Below are 15,153 nucleotides of genomic sequence, written 5' to 3'. Positions count from 1 at the left end.
GCGTTTGATTAACCCCCAAAGTGGCAGATAACAACGCATTTAGCTGTCGAATCGCGCTTTTATGGGGCACGCAAACGTACAAAACCGACGTTATACCGCCCGTCGGATTGTTCGACAATCTGTCCGCGTGGTTCGGTTACAAGACAAAATCACTCGATTTCAGGCGTATTTGACCCAGGAGAACAGAAGGGCCTGCGCCATTTCTCGGTGCGCCGGGGGTGCTTGTTGAGGCGGGGCTTGCTTGTTTTTGAGCGCGGAAGACTATTTTGCGCGTGACTCAGGTCGAGCCGGCAAGGACATGAGCGTGTTTGGGGGATACAGAAAGGCCTGCCGGATTGGCAGGCCTTTGGGCAGGATTACTGCTGGACCACTTTAGGCGCGATCAACGCAGGAGGGGTGTTGCCGCGCATCAGGCTGAAGTCGGTCAAGCCTTTTTCCTGATAGGGGTCGCCGATGAGACGAGGGCGCTCTTTGAAATCGAAACTGACCAGGCTTTTAGTGCCGTCCAGCTCATCGAAGCTCAGACCTGCCAGTTGAGCCCAGGTGTGAATCAGAGAAGAGCTACTAAAAGGACGGCTCTTGATGCTGGCGAAGTCCCAATTGTGGGTCTGACGCCATTTCTGCGACGCGTAGACCAAAAACGGCACCGTATACATCGGGGCGGTCGGCTTGGCTTCGTTACGACCCAGGACGTCATGGTTCGGGCCGTCGTAAACATCTTCACCATGATCGGAGAGGTACAGCAAAAAGCCGTTGGGATCGGTCTTGGCGAAGTCCTTGATCAGGCTCGAGACCACGAAATCGTTGTACAGGACGGCGTTGTCGTAGGTGTTATAGATCGGCACCTGCGCGTCGCTGACGCCTGCTGGCACACCCTGGCGGTCGGTGAACTTGTCGAACGCCGGCGGATAACGGTACTGGTAGCTCATGTGAGTGCCCAGCAGGTGTATCACGATAAACTTGCGGGGCGCAGCGTCGGCCAGCACTTTGGAAAACGGTTCGAGCACATCGCCGTCGTATTGGGCCGCATTCTGATTACGGTTGTTGTTCAGGTACACCTGCTCGTCGGTCTGTTCAGAGAACGTTGTGAGCATCGTGTTGCGCTTGGTCATGGTCTGCTGGTTGGTGATCCAGTAGGTCTTATAGCCCGCTTGCTTCATGACGCTGACAATCGACGGCGTCTTGAGGTAGAGATCAGGGTTCTCTTCGTTGGCGAAGGTCAGCACTTGCTGCAAGGCTTCGATGGTGTACGGCCGTGGAGTGATGACGTTGTCGAACACCTGCAGCTGATCTTTGAGCTGGTCAAGGTTGGGCGTCGTTTCACGCGGGTAGCCATACAGGCTCATCCGTTGGCGGTTGGTCGACTCGCCGATCACCAGCACCATCGTGGCGGGGAGATTGGCTTGCTGGTCCTTCAGATTGCTCAGCGGCGTAATCTTGCTGCTGCTGTCGAGCATGCCCTGCATGCTGCTCAACTGCTCGCCATAGCGACGATAAGCCACCAGCATCTGCCATGGCACCGCGGGCTCAATGCGGGTTTCGAAGCTCTCGAGTCCTGCTCTCAGTTCGTCATGCCGTGCCAGTTGTTTGATCAGCGGATAACCGATGATGGTGAACAGCAAAAGGAACGAAACCACCCAGGCACGAGGGCGTGGCATGTAGACCGGCCGCAAACGTGACCAGAGGAAAATCGCCATCGCAGTGTGCGCCAGGAAGCCCAGCACCATCCACCAGGCGAAATACTGTGTCATGTATTCGCCAGCTTCCGAGACGTTCGACTCGAACATGATGAAGATGACGCTTTGCGAAAACTCCTGCTGATAGATGAAGAAGTAACCCAGGCTGGCCATGGAGCAGGCCCACAACACGACGCCGATGACTGCGGCCATCACGCGTGTTTTAGCGGGGAACAGCAGCATCGGCGCTAACCAGATGCCGCTCATGACAAAGGCTTGGCGGAAACCGGCAAAACCGGAAGTTCCGGTCACTTGTATAAGGAGTTGGGTGATGCCAGAGAAATACCAAAAAAACAGGAAAAGCCAGCACAGTCCGGCCCAGTCAAAACCTTTCGGAGTAGTCGCGCTCCGTTTGAAAATCGCCATCAAGGGCTCCAGCACGTTAACAAATCGAATTGCCGGTTACGGAGGTCCGCACCAGCGAATTTTTCCCGGCGTTCGGGCTGCTTTTAAAAAAGGCTGAAATTTTAGTCAAAAGTTTGTGAAAAGAATGTGAACTATCAGTCCTTTTCCGAGGGGCGGCACAGGGAGACGCTTTAAGCAGGCGCGCTAAAGCATGCGTCTGGTTCGACGAGTCAGGAGATAGGCGGGACACATGTATATAGGTGGCGATGGGATTTTTTGATCCTCAAACCTTTAAGGTGAGCATCAAGCGGACGCTAATCGGGGGATCGCGGGGATTCAAGGCAGGCGAATTGCCGGGCAAGCCAACGCCCCGATCGGGCAGTGCGTGGCTTGCGGCGAGGACGCAAAGTGGCGTCAGTTGCAGGCTTGCAGACCGTGGGTGGGTCCGGCCAGCAGAGACTGAGACTCTTGCAGCAGCAAGATCAAATGGGCGACTTTATTCTGCAGTTGATCGCGTTCATCTTTGAGCTGCTTGAGCTCATCACGACGGATGCTGACATACAGGGTCTGGGGGGGACGTGCTGCTAGTAATGTGCCCATTGCTCACCTCGCAAATGGTGTGTTTCAACAACGTTAGCGGGAGGGGGGCGGTAATCATCCAAGCCTTAACCACCTTTGCCAACCACTCTCGCTGCCGATTCTGATTTCTTTTTCGCAAGAATGGAACTTTTTTATTTTTTATTGTCAGGAACGTTTCCTGATCGCGGAAGCGCGCGTTATCAGGCAGGCTCATGCCGACACCCCAGCCTGTTGCGAACTATGTCCGAGCCCTCTGGACTAACCTGTTGTGTACTACCGGGTTATCAGGTGAGGCATTCCCTTTTCTTTGCATTAAGGAGCACCACCACATGCAACTTGGAATTATTGGACTGGGCCGCATGGGCGGCAATATTGCTAGACGGTTGATGCTCAAGGGCCATTCAACCGTAGTTTACGACTGGGATGAAGCCTCCCGCACTACCCTTGCCAAAGAAGGCGCAACCGCTGTTGCAGACATTGCCGCGCTGGTGGCCACCCTGGAGAAACCACGCGCAGTGTGGGTCATGCTGCCAGCCGGCGAGCCGACGGAAGAGACCATCGACGCCCTCAGCGAACTGCTCGAAGCTGGCGATGTGATCATTGATGGCGGTAACACGTTCTATAAGGACGATATTCGCCGGGCCCAGGCCCTCACGCAAAAGCATTTGCACTATATCGACGTGGGTACGTCAGGCGGCGTCTGGGGCCTCGATCGGGGTTACTGCATGATGATCGGCGGCGACAGTGCGGTGGTGCAGCGTCTTGATCCATTATTCGACAGCCTCGCCCCTGGCTATGGCTCGGTGGCGCGGACCAAAGGCCGAGACGCTGCCGATGATCGGGCTGAGCGTGGCTACATTCACGCCGGCCCCGCAGGCTCCGGGCATTTTGTGAAGATGATTCACAATGGCATCGAGTACGGGATGATGCAGGCGTTCGCCGAAGGTTTTGACATTCTCAAAACGAAGGGCTCCGACAACCTTGCGCCTGAACAGCGCTTTGATCTGAATGTGGCTGATATCGCCGAAGTCTGGCGCCGCGGCAGCGTTGTATCCTCCTGGTTACTGGACCTGACCGCCGATGCGCTGGTCACCGATCCGCAACTCGAGGCCTATTCCGGGTCAGTGGCTGACAGCGGCGAAGGGCGCTGGACCATTGATGCGGCCATGGAGCAGTCGGTGCCTGTGCCCGTATTGTCCGGCGCACTGTTTGCACGTTTCCGCTCACGCCAGCAGAGTACCTATGGTGACAAGCTGCTTTCTGCCATGCGCTTTGGTTTTGGCGGACATAAAGAAGGACCAAAATAATGGGCCTGTTGCACTCCAAGTCAAAACAAAAGCCTGAGGTTGCACCCCCTACGACCTTGTTTCTGTTGGGCGCTCACGGCGATCTGGTCAAGCGTTTGTTGATGCCCGCGCTCTACAACCTGAGCCGGGACGGGTTGTTGGGCAGTGGCGTTCACATCGTTGGCGTGGACCACAACGCAATCAGTGACATCGACTTCGCCAAAAAACTCGAAGACTTTATCCGCCAGGAAGCATCGGGCAAGGTCGCCGAGGGCGGGGCTGAGCCATTGGACCCGGAACTGTGGCGCCAACTCGCCTCGCGGATCAGCTACGTGCAGGGAGACTTCCTCGACGATTCCACCTACAGCGATATGGCCGAGAAAATCAAAGACACTAACACCGGGAATGCGGTGTTCTACCTGGCCACGGCACCCCGTTTTTTCAGCGAAGTCGCCAAGCGCCTGGGCTCGTCCGGGTTGCTGGAGGAAACCGATGAGTGTTTTCGGCGTGTGGTGATTGAAAAGCCCTTTGGCTCGGATCTGCGTAGCGCTGAAGCCCTGAACGCCTGCCTGCTCAAAGTCATGACGGAAAAACAGATTTATCGAATCGATCACTACCTTGGCAAGGAAACGGTGCAGAACATTCTGGTCAGCCGTTTCTCCAATGGCTTATTCGAAGCCTTCTGGAATAACCACTACATCGACCATGTACAGATCACTGCTGCGGAAATCGTAGGCGTGGAGACCCGGGGCAGTTTTTACGAACATACCGGGGCGCTGCGAGACATGGTGCCCAATCATCTGTTCCAGCTGTTGGCGATGATCGCCATGGAGCCACCGGCCGCCTTCGGTGCTGACGCGGTGCGTGGGGAGAAGGCCAAGGTCATCGGTGCGATTCGCCCATGGTCCGAGGAGGAGGCGCTGGCTAACTCGGTGCGCGGCCAGTACACCGAAAGTACGATTGGCGACAAAAGCATTGCTGGCTACCGGGAAGAACCCAACGTAGCGGCTGACAGCACCACGGAAACCTTTGTCGCCTTGAAGGTCATGATCGACAACTGGCGCTGGGTCGGTGTGCCGTTCTACCTGCGCACAGGCAAGCGCATGAGCGTCCGTGACACCGAAATAGCCATCTGCTTCAAGCCAGCGCCTTACGCACAATTTCGCGACACCGACATCGAAAGGCTCAAACCCAACTACCTGAAAATCCAGATCCAGCCTAACGAAGGCATGGGTTTCGATTTACTGGCGAAACGTCCGGGGCCGACGTTGGAACTGGAAAGTATCCGGCTTGGCTTTGCCTACAAGGATTTCTTCGAAATGCTGCCCTCCACAGGTTATGAAACGCTGATTTTTGATTGCCTTGCCGGGGATCAAACCTTGTTCCAGCGCGCCGATAACATCGAAAATGGCTGGCGTGCAGTGCAGCCGTTTCTGGATGCATGGAGCAAAAACAGCAGCGTCGAGCTATACAAGGCCGGTGAGGATGGGCCCTCTGGCGCCGATGACTTACTGACCCGGGACGGACGTGAATGGCACAGCATCGGATGAGCAGTCAACAGCGGCCCCTCATCCAGTTTGTGTTGTGCGATATCGACGGCACTTTGTTGCGTCCCGACCACAGTTTGAGCCAGGCAAACATAGAGGCAATCGGGCAATTACGAGCGGCCGGTATCCAGTTCACCCTGGCCAGTAGCCGTCCGCCCAGGGCGATGCGTCAGCAGGTTGAAGCATTGGGCATCGATCTGCCGACCGTGGCGTTCAACGGAGGTTTGATTACCTACCCCGATGGCCGCGTGATGTCGGCCCACCGCATTCCGCAGGCGGCAGCTATCACCAGCCTGGCAATGTTTGCCGATCACGAGTGTGCCGTTTGGGTATTCGCCGATGATCAGTGGTTATTGCTCGACCTGAATGGCGCTTACGTTGATCACGAACGTCATACGCTGGGCTACGACCCAATCCTTGTGCCCAGTTTCGCACCCTACCTGGACCGGATAGACAAAATCGTCGCCGCCAGTGCCGATCACGTGTTACTCAAACGTCTCGAAGCGCAGTTGAATCCACACATCGCCGGGCTCGCGCTGGCCTCGCGCTCACAAGTGTATTACCTGGATGTCAACGCGGTGGCGGCGAACAAAGGCGCGGCGCTGGTGACATTGGCCGAGTATGTGGGCATATCGCTGGCACACACGGCCGCCATCGGCGACGGGAGCAACGATGTTGCGATGTTCCGCAAGGCAGGGCTGTCGATTGCCATGGGCCAGGGCGAGGAAAGCGTGCGCAGCCAAGCTGACTACGTCACCGGCAGCAACCTGGAGGACGGCGTGGCGACGGCAATCAAGCGTTACATTCTGCCAGACTGAATTTTTGGATACCGACTATGGCCGCACTGATTGAAGACTATGCATTGCTCGGCAATTGCAGGACTGCCGCGCTGGTCACAAAGGACGGTTCGCTGGACTGGCTGTGCTTCCCTCGATTCGATGCGCCAGCCTGTTTCGCCGCGTTGCTCGGCGACGCGGGCAACGGACGCTGGAAAATCAGCCCGAAAGATCCGGTCAAACACACCGAAAGGCGCTACCGCGAAGGTACGTTGATTCTCGAAACCCTGTTCGAGACTGACACCGGGCGCGCCATGCTGATCGACTTCATGCCCACGGAAACCGCCAGCAGCGTGGTGCGCATCGTGGTGGGACTGGAAGGGAGTGTGGGGTTCGAGTTGGACCTGTCCATACGCTTTGATTACGGCAGCAGTGTGCCTTGGGTTGAAATGCGCGATCCGCACACCCTGACGGCTGTTGCCGGCCCTGAAATGTTGGTGCTGCGCACGCCGACAGCACTGCATGCACTGGATCACCGCACCGGTAGCAACTTCCTGGTCGAGGCTGGACAGCGCAAGGTGTTCGTCCTCAGTCATCAAGCGTCGAATCATCCAGTCCATACCGTTATCGACGGCGAAAAAGCGCTGAAAACGACTGAGCAATTCTGGCGGAAGTTTTCTGATCGATGCCCGGAGGTCGGTCAGTGGTCGGCCCAGGTCAAGCGTTCGTTGATCACCCTTAAAGCACTGACGTATGAGCCTACCGGCGGCATCGTCGCGGCCGTGACAACGTCATTGCCAGAGCAGTTGGGCGGAGAACGGAATTGGGATTACCGTTATTGCTGGCTGCGAGACGCAACAATGACCCTGCTGGCGTTCATGAACCTGGGTTATTACGAAGAGGCCAGCGCATGGCGGGAATGGCTGTTGCGCTCCGTGGCCGGCAATCCGGAACAGATACAGATCATGTACGGCCTGGGCGGCGAGCGGCGTCTGCCGGAATACGAACTGCCTTGGCTCGGCGGCTACGAAAACTCACGTCCGGTGCGAATCGGCAACGCTGCGGCGACGCAAATGCAACTGGATGTGTATGGCGAGGTCGCCGATGCCATGACGCAGGCCAGTAAAGGCGGTTTGCCCAGGCCGCCACGCAGCGCGGCCATCATCAAGGTGATCATGCCGTTTCTGGAAAACGTCTGGCACCTGCCTGACAAGGGCATATGGGAAATTCGTTCTGAGCCACGGCACTTCACCCATTCCAAGGTCATGACCTGGGTGGCCTTCGACCGCAACGCGCACTTCGCTGCCCAGGTGGCTGAAACCGAAGAAGACCATGCATTGGCGCGCCATTACCGTGCGGTTGCCGATGAAATTCATGCGGACGTGTGCCTCAATGGCTTCGATCCGCAACTGGGCAGTTTTGTACAGACCTACGGTTCGACAGCGCTGGACGCCAGCCTGTTGCAGATCGCCTTGACCGGGTTTTTGCCGGCAAATGACCCCCGGGTAATCGGCACCGTTGCCGCGATAGAAAAGGCCCTGATGCAAGAGGGTCTGCTGCTGCGCTACGACAGTGATCGGACGCAGGATGGCGTCTCAGGTAGCGAGGGGACCTTCCTGGTGTGTTCGTTCTGGCTTGCCGATGTATACGTGCTGCTGGGCCGTCATGCTGAGGCCCGCACGTTGTTCGATCGATTGTGTGGCTTGTGCAATGACGTTGGGTTGCTGGCTGAGCAATATGACGTCTTGGGGAAGCGCATGCTCGGCAACTTCCCTCAGGCGTTCAGTCACATAGGCATCATCAATACCGCGTTGAACCTGCACCGCACGGCGTGTCCGGCCAAGGCGCGAGCCAGCGGTTGTGCTGCTACAACCAATAGCTGACCGCGTACCAACCCAAAAGGCCCATGACCACGGTATAGGGCAGGGCCATCCAGACCATGCGCCCGTACGACAGGCGTATCAGGGGTGCAATCGCCGAGGTCAGCAGAAACAAAAACGCTGCCTGACCATTCGGTGTGGCGACGCTGGGCAGGTTGGTCCCGGTGTTGATTGCAATAGCCAGTGCCTCGAAGTGTTCACGGCTCATATGCCCGGAAATAAACGCCTGCTTCACTTCGGTGATGTAAATAGTGGCAACGAATACGTTGTCGCTGATAGCCGACAGCAGGCCGTTGGCAATGAACAGCATGCCTGGCTGTTGCTCGGGCGGCAGGCTCAGCACCCAGTGGATCAGCGGCGTGAACAATTGCTGATCGTGAATCACCGCGACGACAGCAAAAAACGTGACCAGCAGGGCCGTGAAGGGCATTGCATCCTTGAATGCCTCGCCGATGCGGCTGTCTTCAGTGATCCCGGTAAACGCCGTGATCAGCACAATCACCAGCAGGCCGATCAGTCCCACTTCGGCGATATGGAACGCCAGCCCGCCAATCAGAATCAACGCTGACAGCCCCTGCACGATCAAGGCTGCGCGTTGGTCGTTGGTTCGTTCGGCATTATCTTGAGCCGCGTAGTCAGCCAGCACCTTGCGCACGCTGACGGGCAACAAGGCGCCGTAGCCGAACCAGCCCAGTTTTTCCAGCAGCACACAGGACACGAGTCCGGCCACCAACACCGGCAGTGAAACCGGTGCGACATGCAGGAAAAACTGGCTGAAATTCCAGCCCATTTCATGCCCGATCAATAGATTCTGCGGCTCGCCAACCAGCGTACAGACGCCGCCGAGTGCCGTACCGACCGCGCCGTGCATTAATAAACTGCGCAGGAACGAGCGGAATTGGTCCAGGTCGGCATGGTGATTGGTGTGCAGGCTCTGATCATCGTTGAATGCAATCGGTTCGCGTGGATTGTTGCCCGAGGCGACCCGGTGATAGACCGAATAGAAGCCAACCCCAGCGCTGATGATGACCGCCGTCACGGTCAACGCATCCAGAAATGCCGAGAGAAACGCCGACAAGAAGCAAAACATCAACGCGAGCATGCTTTTCGAGCGCACACCGAGCAACAGACGGGAAAACAGAAACAACAACAGGTCTTTCATGAAGTAGATGCCTGCGACCATGAACATCAACAGCAGGATCACCGGAAAATTGTGCAGCAGTTCGTCATACAGTGCCTGCGGGCTGGTCATCTTCAGCAGCAAGGCTTCGACCATCAATAATCCGCCGGGCAGCAGCGGGTAGCACTTGAGCGCCATCGCCAAGGTGAAAATAAACTCACCCACCAGCAGCCATCCTGCTGCAACCGGGCCAGCAATCCACAGTAACAGCGGGTTAACGAGCAAAAACAACAGCAAACAAAGCTTGTACCAGCGCGGTGAATGTCCGAGAAAATTGTGCGCGAAGGCGCTGGCCAAAGAGCGGGGCATGGAAAATCCTTGAGGTGAGACGTGCCGGCAAAATGCCGTATGCGGTGGTCAAGATCAAGCGTGAGGCTTAGTTGCGGTCTTTCGGGGGTAGTGCGCTTTATCCGGCTTTGCGAAAGGTAAAGTTGATGCGCTGCTCACCCAGCAACGGATGTTCAGCGTGCTTAAGTGGCAAGACGCCGTGATAGCGCAGTCGGTCTTCTCCGCCCCACACCACCACGTCGCCATGAAACAGCGGGACGCGTTGGGTTTTGTCGCTGCGCGCCATGCCGCCAAACAAGAACATGGCCGGGATGCCCAAGGACACCGAGACGACCGGCCACTCATAGTCGAGTTCGTTTTTGTCCTGATGCAAGGACATTTTTGCCCCGGGTGCATAGCGGTTGATCAGGCAGGCATCGGGTACGAAGCCTGCAAATCCGGCCTTGCTCGCCGCAGCCTGGGCCAGTTGCATGAACACATCAGGCAAGTCTGGCCATGGGTTGCCGGAGCCTGGATCAATTGGGGCGTAGCGATAGCCGCTGCGGTCAGTGACCCAGCCGAGACTGCCGCAATTGCTCAAGGCCACCGACATAGTGAAACCACCGGGGGTGACCATATGCCTGAAAGGGGCCTCGCTGAGAACACGCTGTAGCGCAGGCAATAGTTGTTCGACCCGCGACAGAGCGAATCCTCTGAGGACAAACGAGCACGGGCCGATGTTTTCAATGCAGGGTGCTTGCGGTGTGTCATCGGCGAACAGGTCAAGGGTGGCGGGCACCGAACGCTCACGTCGAATCATGGGAAGTTTCTCCTGATTCAGTCTCTATGCCCGTCGCTCAAGCGCTCCTCAGAGCGCCTTGCTGACTTTGACGTCGGTAATGTTATCGTCGCTGGCGTTGTGCATTTTCTTCAGATTCGCCGTGGCCTCCTCGGAGGAGGCTGACTGCAGCTGAGCAAACTCAAACCGGCGTTCGCCGTTGAGTTTGTAGCTGATAGCGTATTTGGTGGTCGCGGTTGGAGTGCTCACAAGGGATTCCTTTTCTGACACGATTCAAGCGTTATCAGCTCAGCCGGGTTGCCGAACGACGAACAATCTTGATGGTGTGAGTGAACGAGGGCTTGCGGCCACCGCCTGCATCGACTTTGCGCCCGGAGGTATCAATGGTGATGTTCCAGAAGCCAGTGCTGGGCGCCACGATCTTCGCCGGGAATCTGTCGAAAGCACCGCCGTGGTAAGTGTGGCGGCCGCCGTTCTTGAAGCTGCGAAAATTCGCGTCATTCATCAAGCGGATATTACAGAGCTGGGAACACTCAATGACGACGATATCGTCTTCGTTGAGATGCTCGCGCTGGTGTACAAATTTCATGGTGTCTCCGAAAAAGGCTTTTTCTGCAAAATCAAAACGATAGCATGAGCGCGCAGGCATTTATTCGCCGATACCCATTTTATTACGTTAATACTCGATAAAAAGTGCCTAAATCCGGATCTAATCGTTCTCAGGCTTGTCGTAGGATTCTAACTGGAGGGATTGTATGAAATTGGCAGTAGTTTTTTTGGCTCTCGCGATGACCGGCTGCGCGACCCTGGAAGAAATTGAGCATACCCCGCCCACCATGAGCGTGATTTCCGGCAAGAGCCCGCACGCTTATGCCGATTGCTTGGTGGGCAAGCTCGCCGACAGCCGCAAGCCGCCATTGATCGAGGCACACCATGATGGCTTGCGCGTCATCATTGCGCAAAAGTTCAGCTCGGACCCCGCAGCAGTGGTGATGATCGAAAACCGCTCCAGTGGCAGCTCAATCAAGGTCTACGAACGTATCGCGAACATGCCGCTGCGCCCCATGGATGTACAGAAAGCCGCCACAGCTTGCATCTCCGGCTGATGCGGGAAGCAGGTCTGATGGCGTGAAGAGTTTCGATTTTTTGAGGGATGTATGAAGCGAGAGTTGGTGACGCAGCGGCATGCAGAAGGCAGTATTTCTACCACTCACATCATTCAGAATCCGGCCACCGCCGGGGAGTGGATCGTATTTTTCAAGACAAGCGCGGGCACAAGTTTTTTTCTGGTAGATGACGACGACGAAGTCGAGTCCTTCTGCCAGTTGGACGAGTTAGTGGTAACCATTCGCGGATTGGGTATCAAGTTTGCGGAAATTCACCTGTAAAACGCCCTGTCAGCTCAAACAGTCGACAGGGCGTTTCCTGGCGGGCGTGAAATCAGCGCTACTTGCAGGTCACGATCACCGTGCGGCTCGTGTAGTTGCCTACGTCGACGCCTAGCGTTTTGTCGCTATCTTTAGGTTGCGCCGTTCCATTAGTCGCAACGATGTTGTAGCCCGTGCCCGCGCAAGAGGCGTCCGCTTTCTCGTAGCAACTGCTCCAAGACATGGCTTCTCCTGAGCAGTCGATGCTCAGGCCTTGCTGGCCATTGTTCAAGTAGGTGTTAGACGCTGTCGCACAGCCGGTGAGCCCCAGTACAGCGATAACTGCCAAAAGTTTGTTCATGGTTTCATGCTTCGTGATGAGCGCTATCGGGGAGTGTCTGCCGTTTTTCTGATCGACTGATGGTTTAATAGTTGCGCGCCAGCCCTGCGAGACTTGCGTCCCGCGCACATCGGTGTGGCGACCGTCGTGACGATCAGGGTTTAGGGTTGGAGCGGCGGCGTGGGGCTTTTGGTTGGTCTTGCAGGACGGCAGCGACTTCAATGGCTGCGCTTTCCGAGGCGAACGGACCCGCAATAGCTTCGCCACTGGCGTCGGACACCCACCATTGGCCGTCCTGCAATTTGTTGATCAGGTATCCATTAACGCTTTTCGCTTCCGACATCATCGATCTCTTTGAATGTTCCAGGCTGAGCATGATAAAGCGCATGCCAACACGCTGCACTTTATTCCCGCACAATCAAACGGGGTCAACTACGCTTGAGCGAGTCATGGCATGCCGTGTTCAAGGCGCTGGGGCCTTGGTTCGAGTGATTGAATGTACGCCGTCAGGCAGACAGATTTCGATCATATGCGTGATTTGAAGCATGGACCAACGGTCTTTGATGCGTGCAATATCTACGATGTTGCGGAACTATATGCACTGAAATTCCTCTACCAAAGCAGCGGACGGCCAGTGAAGGGGCATTGTAAGGTTACCGCCGCCTGATTAGACTGCGCCGCAAACAGCCACAGCCTTTTTTATTAGGGACTTATATGATCAAGAAATGCTTGTTCCCAGCAGCCGGTTACGGCACTCGCTTTCTGCCAGCGACAAAAGCCATGCCCAAGGAAATGCTGCCGGTGGTCAACAAGCCACTGATCCAATACGGCGTGGAAGAAGCACTTGATGCAGGCCTGAATGAAATCTCCATCGTCACGGGTCGTGGCAAACGAGCTCTGGAAGACCACTTCGACATCAGCTATGAGTTGGAAAACCAGATCAAGGGTACCGACAAGGAAAAATACCTGGTCGGTATTCGTCGCCTGATCGACGAATGCAGCTTCTCCTACACGCGTCAAACCGAAATGAAAGGCCTGGGTCACGCAATCCTTAGCGGTCGTCCCTTGATCGGCAACGAAGCGTTTGCCGTCGTACTGGCCGATGACCTGTGTGTGAACCTTGAAGGCGAGGGCGTTCTGGCCCAGATGGTCAAGCTGCACAAGCACTATGGTTGCTCGATCATTGCGATCCAGGAAGTCGATCCGCAGGAAACCAACAAGTACGGCGTGATTGCTGGCGATGAAATCAAGGACGGTCTCTACCGCGTCACTAACATGGTAGAAAAACCGGCTCCTGAGGACGCACCGTCCAATCTTGCGATTATCGGCCGCTATATCCTGACCCCCGATATCTTCAAATTGATCGAAGAGACTCCGCCGGGCAAAGGCGGTGAAATCCAGATCACCGACGCCCTGATGAAACAGGCCGAGCAAGGCAACGTGCTGGCCTACAAATTCAAGGGCAAGCGTTTTGACTGCGGCGGCGCTGAAGGCTACATCGAAGCGACCAACTTCTGCTTCGAGCACTTCTACAAGAAGGGCAGCTAAGCATCTGAGTTTCTTTCAGGCTTGCTTATAGGACAAAGCCACCTTCGGGTGGCTTTGTCGTTTCTGGCCAACAGCGCTGACCGACAATGCCGAAGCGGTTATGCTGTTGGCCTGCTAAGGAGACAGCAATGGCCTACGACTTCGACCTTTTTGTGATTGGTGCCGGTTCCGGCGGTGTACGAGCGGCACGTTTTGCCGCCGGTTTTGGTGCGCGCGTAGCGGTTGCGGAAAGCCGATATCTGGGCGGTACCTGTGTCAACGTGGGCTGTGTGCCGAAAAAGTTGCTGGTCTATGGCGCTCACTATTCTGACGATTTTGAGCAAGCCAAAGGCTTTGGCTGGTCGGTCGGTGAGGCCAGGTTCGATTGGCCGACCTTGATCGCCAACAAAGACCGTGAAATCCACCGCCTCAATGACATCTATCGCAACCTGCTGGTCAACAGTGGCGTGACCCTGATTGAGGGGCACGCCAAGCTGCGCGATCCGCATCAGGTTGAAATCGACGGTCAGACTTACAGCGCCGAACACATTTTGATCGCGACTGGCGGCTGGCCGCAGGTCCCTGAGTTCCCAGGGAGCGAATACGCGATTACCTCCCAAGAGGCTTTCTTCCTCAAGCAACTGCCCAAACGTATCGTGGTGGTCGGCGGTGGCTATATCGCCGTGGAGTTCGCGTCGATCTTCAATGGTCTTGGCGCTGAGGTCACTCAGCTTTATCGCGGCGAATTATTCCTGCGCGGTTTCGATGGTGCCGTTCGGACCCATCTGCAACAAGAGCTGACCAAACGCGGCATTGATCTGCAATTCAATTCCGATATCGAGCGTATCGACAAACAAGACGACGGTAGCTTGCAGTTGTCGCTCAAGGACGGTCGTCAATTGATCGCCGACAGCGTGTTCTACGCCACCGGGCGGCGGCCGATGCTGGATAACCTGGGGCTGGAAAATACCCGGGTCAAACTCGACAAGGCCGGCTATATCGAAGTCGACGAACGCTATCAAAGCAGTGAACCGTCGATTCTGGCGATTGGCGATGTCATCGGCGGGGTGCAACTGACGCCAGTCGCGCTGGCCGAAGGCATGGCGGTTGCTCGACGCCTGTTCAAGCCTGAGCAGTATCGTCCGGTTGACTACACTCATATCCCAACGGCGGTTTTCAGTCTGCCGAACATTGGGACCGTGGGCCTGACCGAGGAAGATGCCCGGAAAGAAGGTCACGAGGTTCAGATTTTTGAAAGCCGTTTCCGCCCAATGAAGCTATCGCTCACTGACAATCAGGAGCGCACGCTGATGAAGCTGGTGGTCGACGTTAAAACGGATAAGGTGCTCGGTTGTCACATGGTCGGGCCAGAGGCTGGCGAAATCATCCAAGGCTTGGCCATCGCGTTGAAAGCCGGCGCCACCAAACAGATATTCGATGAAACCATTGGCGTACACCCGACAGCAGCCGAGGAATTTGTCACGCTGCGTACGCCCGTCGCCAGCTAAGCTGGTTAAATATCGC

General features: G+C 56.2%; 16 protein-coding genes. 8 read left to right on the top strand and 8 right to left on the bottom strand.

Annotated features, from left to right (window positions below):
* Nucleotides 1-356: 356 nt before the first annotated feature.
* Nucleotides 357-2,102 carry a phosphoethanolamine transferase CptA gene (locus K0F75_RS00160; RefSeq protein WP_219059747.1) on the bottom strand — a complete coding sequence of 582 codons (1,746 nt, stop codon included), beginning with the start codon at nt 2,100-2,102 and terminating at the stop codon, nt 357-359.
* 393 nt (nt 2,103-2,495) lie between these two features.
* Nucleotides 2,496-2,681, bottom strand: a complete 186-nt coding sequence (locus K0F75_RS00155) for a DUF6026 family protein (protein ID WP_219059746.1) — start codon at nt 2,679-2,681, stop codon at nt 2,496-2,498.
* Nucleotides 2,682-2,872: 191 nt separating this feature from the next.
* Between K0F75_RS00155 and gnd the strand changes: the two genes are divergently transcribed.
* Genes gnd through K0F75_RS00135 form a run of 4 tightly spaced genes read left to right on the top strand, consistent with a single transcriptional unit; the run spans nt 2,873 to nt 8,152 of the window.
* Complete coding sequence (gene gnd, locus K0F75_RS00150; RefSeq protein ID WP_219059745.1) at nt 2,873-3,967, top strand: phosphogluconate dehydrogenase (NAD(+)-dependent, decarboxylating); 1,095 nt, start codon at nt 2,873-2,875, stop codon at nt 3,965-3,967.
* A complete protein-coding gene (gene zwf, locus K0F75_RS00145; RefSeq protein ID WP_219059744.1) occupies nt 3,967-5,496 on the top strand; it encodes a glucose-6-phosphate dehydrogenase in 1,530 nt (509 codons plus the stop codon). Before gnd ends, zwf begins: the two co-directional genes overlap by 1 nt.
* The gene (locus K0F75_RS00140; protein ID WP_219059743.1) at nt 5,493-6,311 is read left to right on the top strand and encodes an HAD family hydrolase; all 819 of its coding nucleotides are present in this window, start codon (nt 5,493-5,495) and stop codon (nt 6,309-6,311) included. The genes zwf and K0F75_RS00140 overlap by 4 nt, the downstream gene beginning before the upstream one ends.
* A gap of 17 nt (nt 6,312-6,328) precedes the next feature.
* Entirely contained in the window at nt 6,329-8,152 is a 1,824-nt protein-coding gene (locus K0F75_RS00135) for a glycoside hydrolase family 15 protein (protein ID WP_219059742.1), read from the top strand.
* On the opposite strand, the gene nhaB is transcribed toward K0F75_RS00135, so the two are convergent.
* From nhaB to K0F75_RS00115, 4 genes are all read right to left on the bottom strand, one after another.
* Nucleotides 8,136-9,638 (bottom strand): sodium/proton antiporter NhaB, encoded by a 1,503-nt coding sequence (gene nhaB / locus K0F75_RS00130; RefSeq protein WP_219059741.1) that lies wholly within the window; start codon nt 9,636-9,638, stop codon nt 8,136-8,138. The two genes, K0F75_RS00135 and nhaB, sit on opposite strands and share 17 nt — an antisense overlap.
* A 97-nt stretch (nt 9,639-9,735) precedes the next feature.
* On the bottom strand, nt 9,736-10,416 hold the full coding sequence (alkB, locus tag K0F75_RS00125; protein WP_219059740.1) for a DNA oxidative demethylase AlkB: 681 nt from the start codon (nt 10,414-10,416) through the stop codon (nt 9,736-9,738).
* A 48-nt stretch (nt 10,417-10,464) separates the two neighbouring features.
* Nucleotides 10,465-10,644: a hypothetical protein gene (locus tag K0F75_RS00120; RefSeq protein ID WP_219059739.1), complete on the bottom strand. Its 180-nt coding sequence runs from the start codon at nt 10,642-10,644 to the stop codon at nt 10,465-10,467.
* Between the two features lie 34 nt (nt 10,645-10,678).
* Nucleotides 10,679-10,984 carry a DUF1883 domain-containing protein gene (locus tag K0F75_RS00115; protein ID WP_219059738.1) on the bottom strand — a complete coding sequence of 102 codons (306 nt, stop codon included), beginning with the start codon at nt 10,982-10,984 and terminating at the stop codon, nt 10,679-10,681.
* Between the two features lie 166 nt (nt 10,985-11,150).
* Between K0F75_RS00115 and K0F75_RS00110 the strand changes: the two genes are divergently transcribed.
* Both K0F75_RS00110 and K0F75_RS00105 read left to right on the top strand, forming a co-directional pair.
* Nucleotides 11,151-11,501: a hypothetical protein gene (locus K0F75_RS00110; protein WP_219059737.1), complete on the top strand. Its 351-nt coding sequence runs from the start codon at nt 11,151-11,153 to the stop codon at nt 11,499-11,501.
* A 51-nt stretch (nt 11,502-11,552) separates the two neighbouring features.
* A complete protein-coding gene (locus K0F75_RS00105; RefSeq protein WP_219059736.1) occupies nt 11,553-11,783 on the top strand; it encodes a hypothetical protein in 231 nt (76 codons plus the stop codon).
* A 58-nt stretch (nt 11,784-11,841) separates the two neighbouring features.
* Here the strand turns inward: K0F75_RS00105 and K0F75_RS00100 are convergent, their stop codons facing one another.
* Both K0F75_RS00100 and K0F75_RS00095 read right to left on the bottom strand, forming a co-directional pair.
* Nucleotides 11,842-12,123, bottom strand: a complete 282-nt coding sequence (locus K0F75_RS00100; protein WP_219059735.1) for a hypothetical protein — start codon at nt 12,121-12,123, stop codon at nt 11,842-11,844.
* Between the two features lie 133 nt (nt 12,124-12,256).
* Complete coding sequence (locus K0F75_RS00095; protein ID WP_219059734.1) at nt 12,257-12,445, bottom strand: hypothetical protein; 189 nt, start codon at nt 12,443-12,445, stop codon at nt 12,257-12,259.
* A 371-nt stretch (nt 12,446-12,816) separates the two neighbouring features.
* Between K0F75_RS00095 and galU the strand changes: the two genes are divergently transcribed.
* Both galU and gorA read left to right on the top strand, forming a co-directional pair.
* A complete protein-coding gene (gene galU / locus K0F75_RS00090) occupies nt 12,817-13,650 on the top strand; it encodes a UTP--glucose-1-phosphate uridylyltransferase GalU (protein WP_219059733.1) in 834 nt (277 codons plus the stop codon).
* 128 nt (nt 13,651-13,778) lie between these two features.
* Complete coding sequence (gene gorA, locus K0F75_RS00085) at nt 13,779-15,137, top strand: glutathione-disulfide reductase (RefSeq protein ID WP_219059732.1); 1,359 nt, start codon at nt 13,779-13,781, stop codon at nt 15,135-15,137.
* The last annotated feature ends 16 nt before the right edge of the window (nt 15,138-15,153 follow it).

Source organism: Pseudomonas sp. UMAB-08 (genome assembly GCF_900095225.1).
Lineage (GTDB): Bacteria > Pseudomonadota > Gammaproteobacteria > Pseudomonadales > Pseudomonadaceae > Aquipseudomonas.
The sequence above is the reverse complement of the archived record's forward strand: the minus strand, read 5'-3'. Positions and strand labels throughout refer to the sequence as shown.

Bases quoted from the DNA above. Each gene is read 5' to 3' on its own strand.
- K0F75_RS00160 (WP_219059747.1), bottom strand. From the start codon at position 2,102: ATGGCGATTTTCAAACGGAGCGCGACTACTCCGAAAGGTTTTGACTGG.
- K0F75_RS00155 (WP_219059746.1), bottom strand. From the start codon at position 2,681: ATGGGCACATTACTAGCAGCACGTCCCCCCCAGACCCTGTATGTCAGC.
- gnd (WP_219059745.1), top strand. From the start codon at position 2,873: ATGCCGACACCCCAGCCTGTTGCGAACTATGTCCGAGCCCTCTGGACT.
- zwf (WP_219059744.1), top strand. From the start codon at position 3,967: ATGGGCCTGTTGCACTCCAAGTCAAAACAAAAGCCTGAGGTTGCACCC.
- K0F75_RS00140 (WP_219059743.1), top strand. From the start codon at position 5,493: ATGAGCAGTCAACAGCGGCCCCTCATCCAGTTTGTGTTGTGCGATATC.
- K0F75_RS00135 (WP_219059742.1), top strand. From the start codon at position 6,329: ATGGCCGCACTGATTGAAGACTATGCATTGCTCGGCAATTGCAGGACT.
- nhaB (WP_219059741.1), bottom strand. From the start codon at position 9,638: ATGCCCCGCTCTTTGGCCAGCGCCTTCGCGCACAATTTTCTCGGACAT.
- alkB (WP_219059740.1), bottom strand. From the start codon at position 10,416: ATGATTCGACGTGAGCGTTCGGTGCCCGCCACCCTTGACCTGTTCGCC.
- K0F75_RS00115 (WP_219059738.1), bottom strand. From the start codon at position 10,984: ATGAAATTTGTACACCAGCGCGAGCATCTCAACGAAGACGATATCGTC.
- K0F75_RS00110 (WP_219059737.1), top strand. From the start codon at position 11,151: ATGAAATTGGCAGTAGTTTTTTTGGCTCTCGCGATGACCGGCTGCGCG.
- K0F75_RS00105 (WP_219059736.1), top strand. From the start codon at position 11,553: ATGAAGCGAGAGTTGGTGACGCAGCGGCATGCAGAAGGCAGTATTTCT.
- K0F75_RS00100 (WP_219059735.1), bottom strand. From the start codon at position 12,123: ATGAACAAACTTTTGGCAGTTATCGCTGTACTGGGGCTCACCGGCTGT.
- K0F75_RS00095 (WP_219059734.1), bottom strand. From the start codon at position 12,445: ATGTCGGAAGCGAAAAGCGTTAATGGATACCTGATCAACAAATTGCAG.
- galU (WP_219059733.1), top strand. From the start codon at position 12,817: ATGATCAAGAAATGCTTGTTCCCAGCAGCCGGTTACGGCACTCGCTTT.
- gorA (WP_219059732.1), top strand. From the start codon at position 13,779: ATGGCCTACGACTTCGACCTTTTTGTGATTGGTGCCGGTTCCGGCGGT.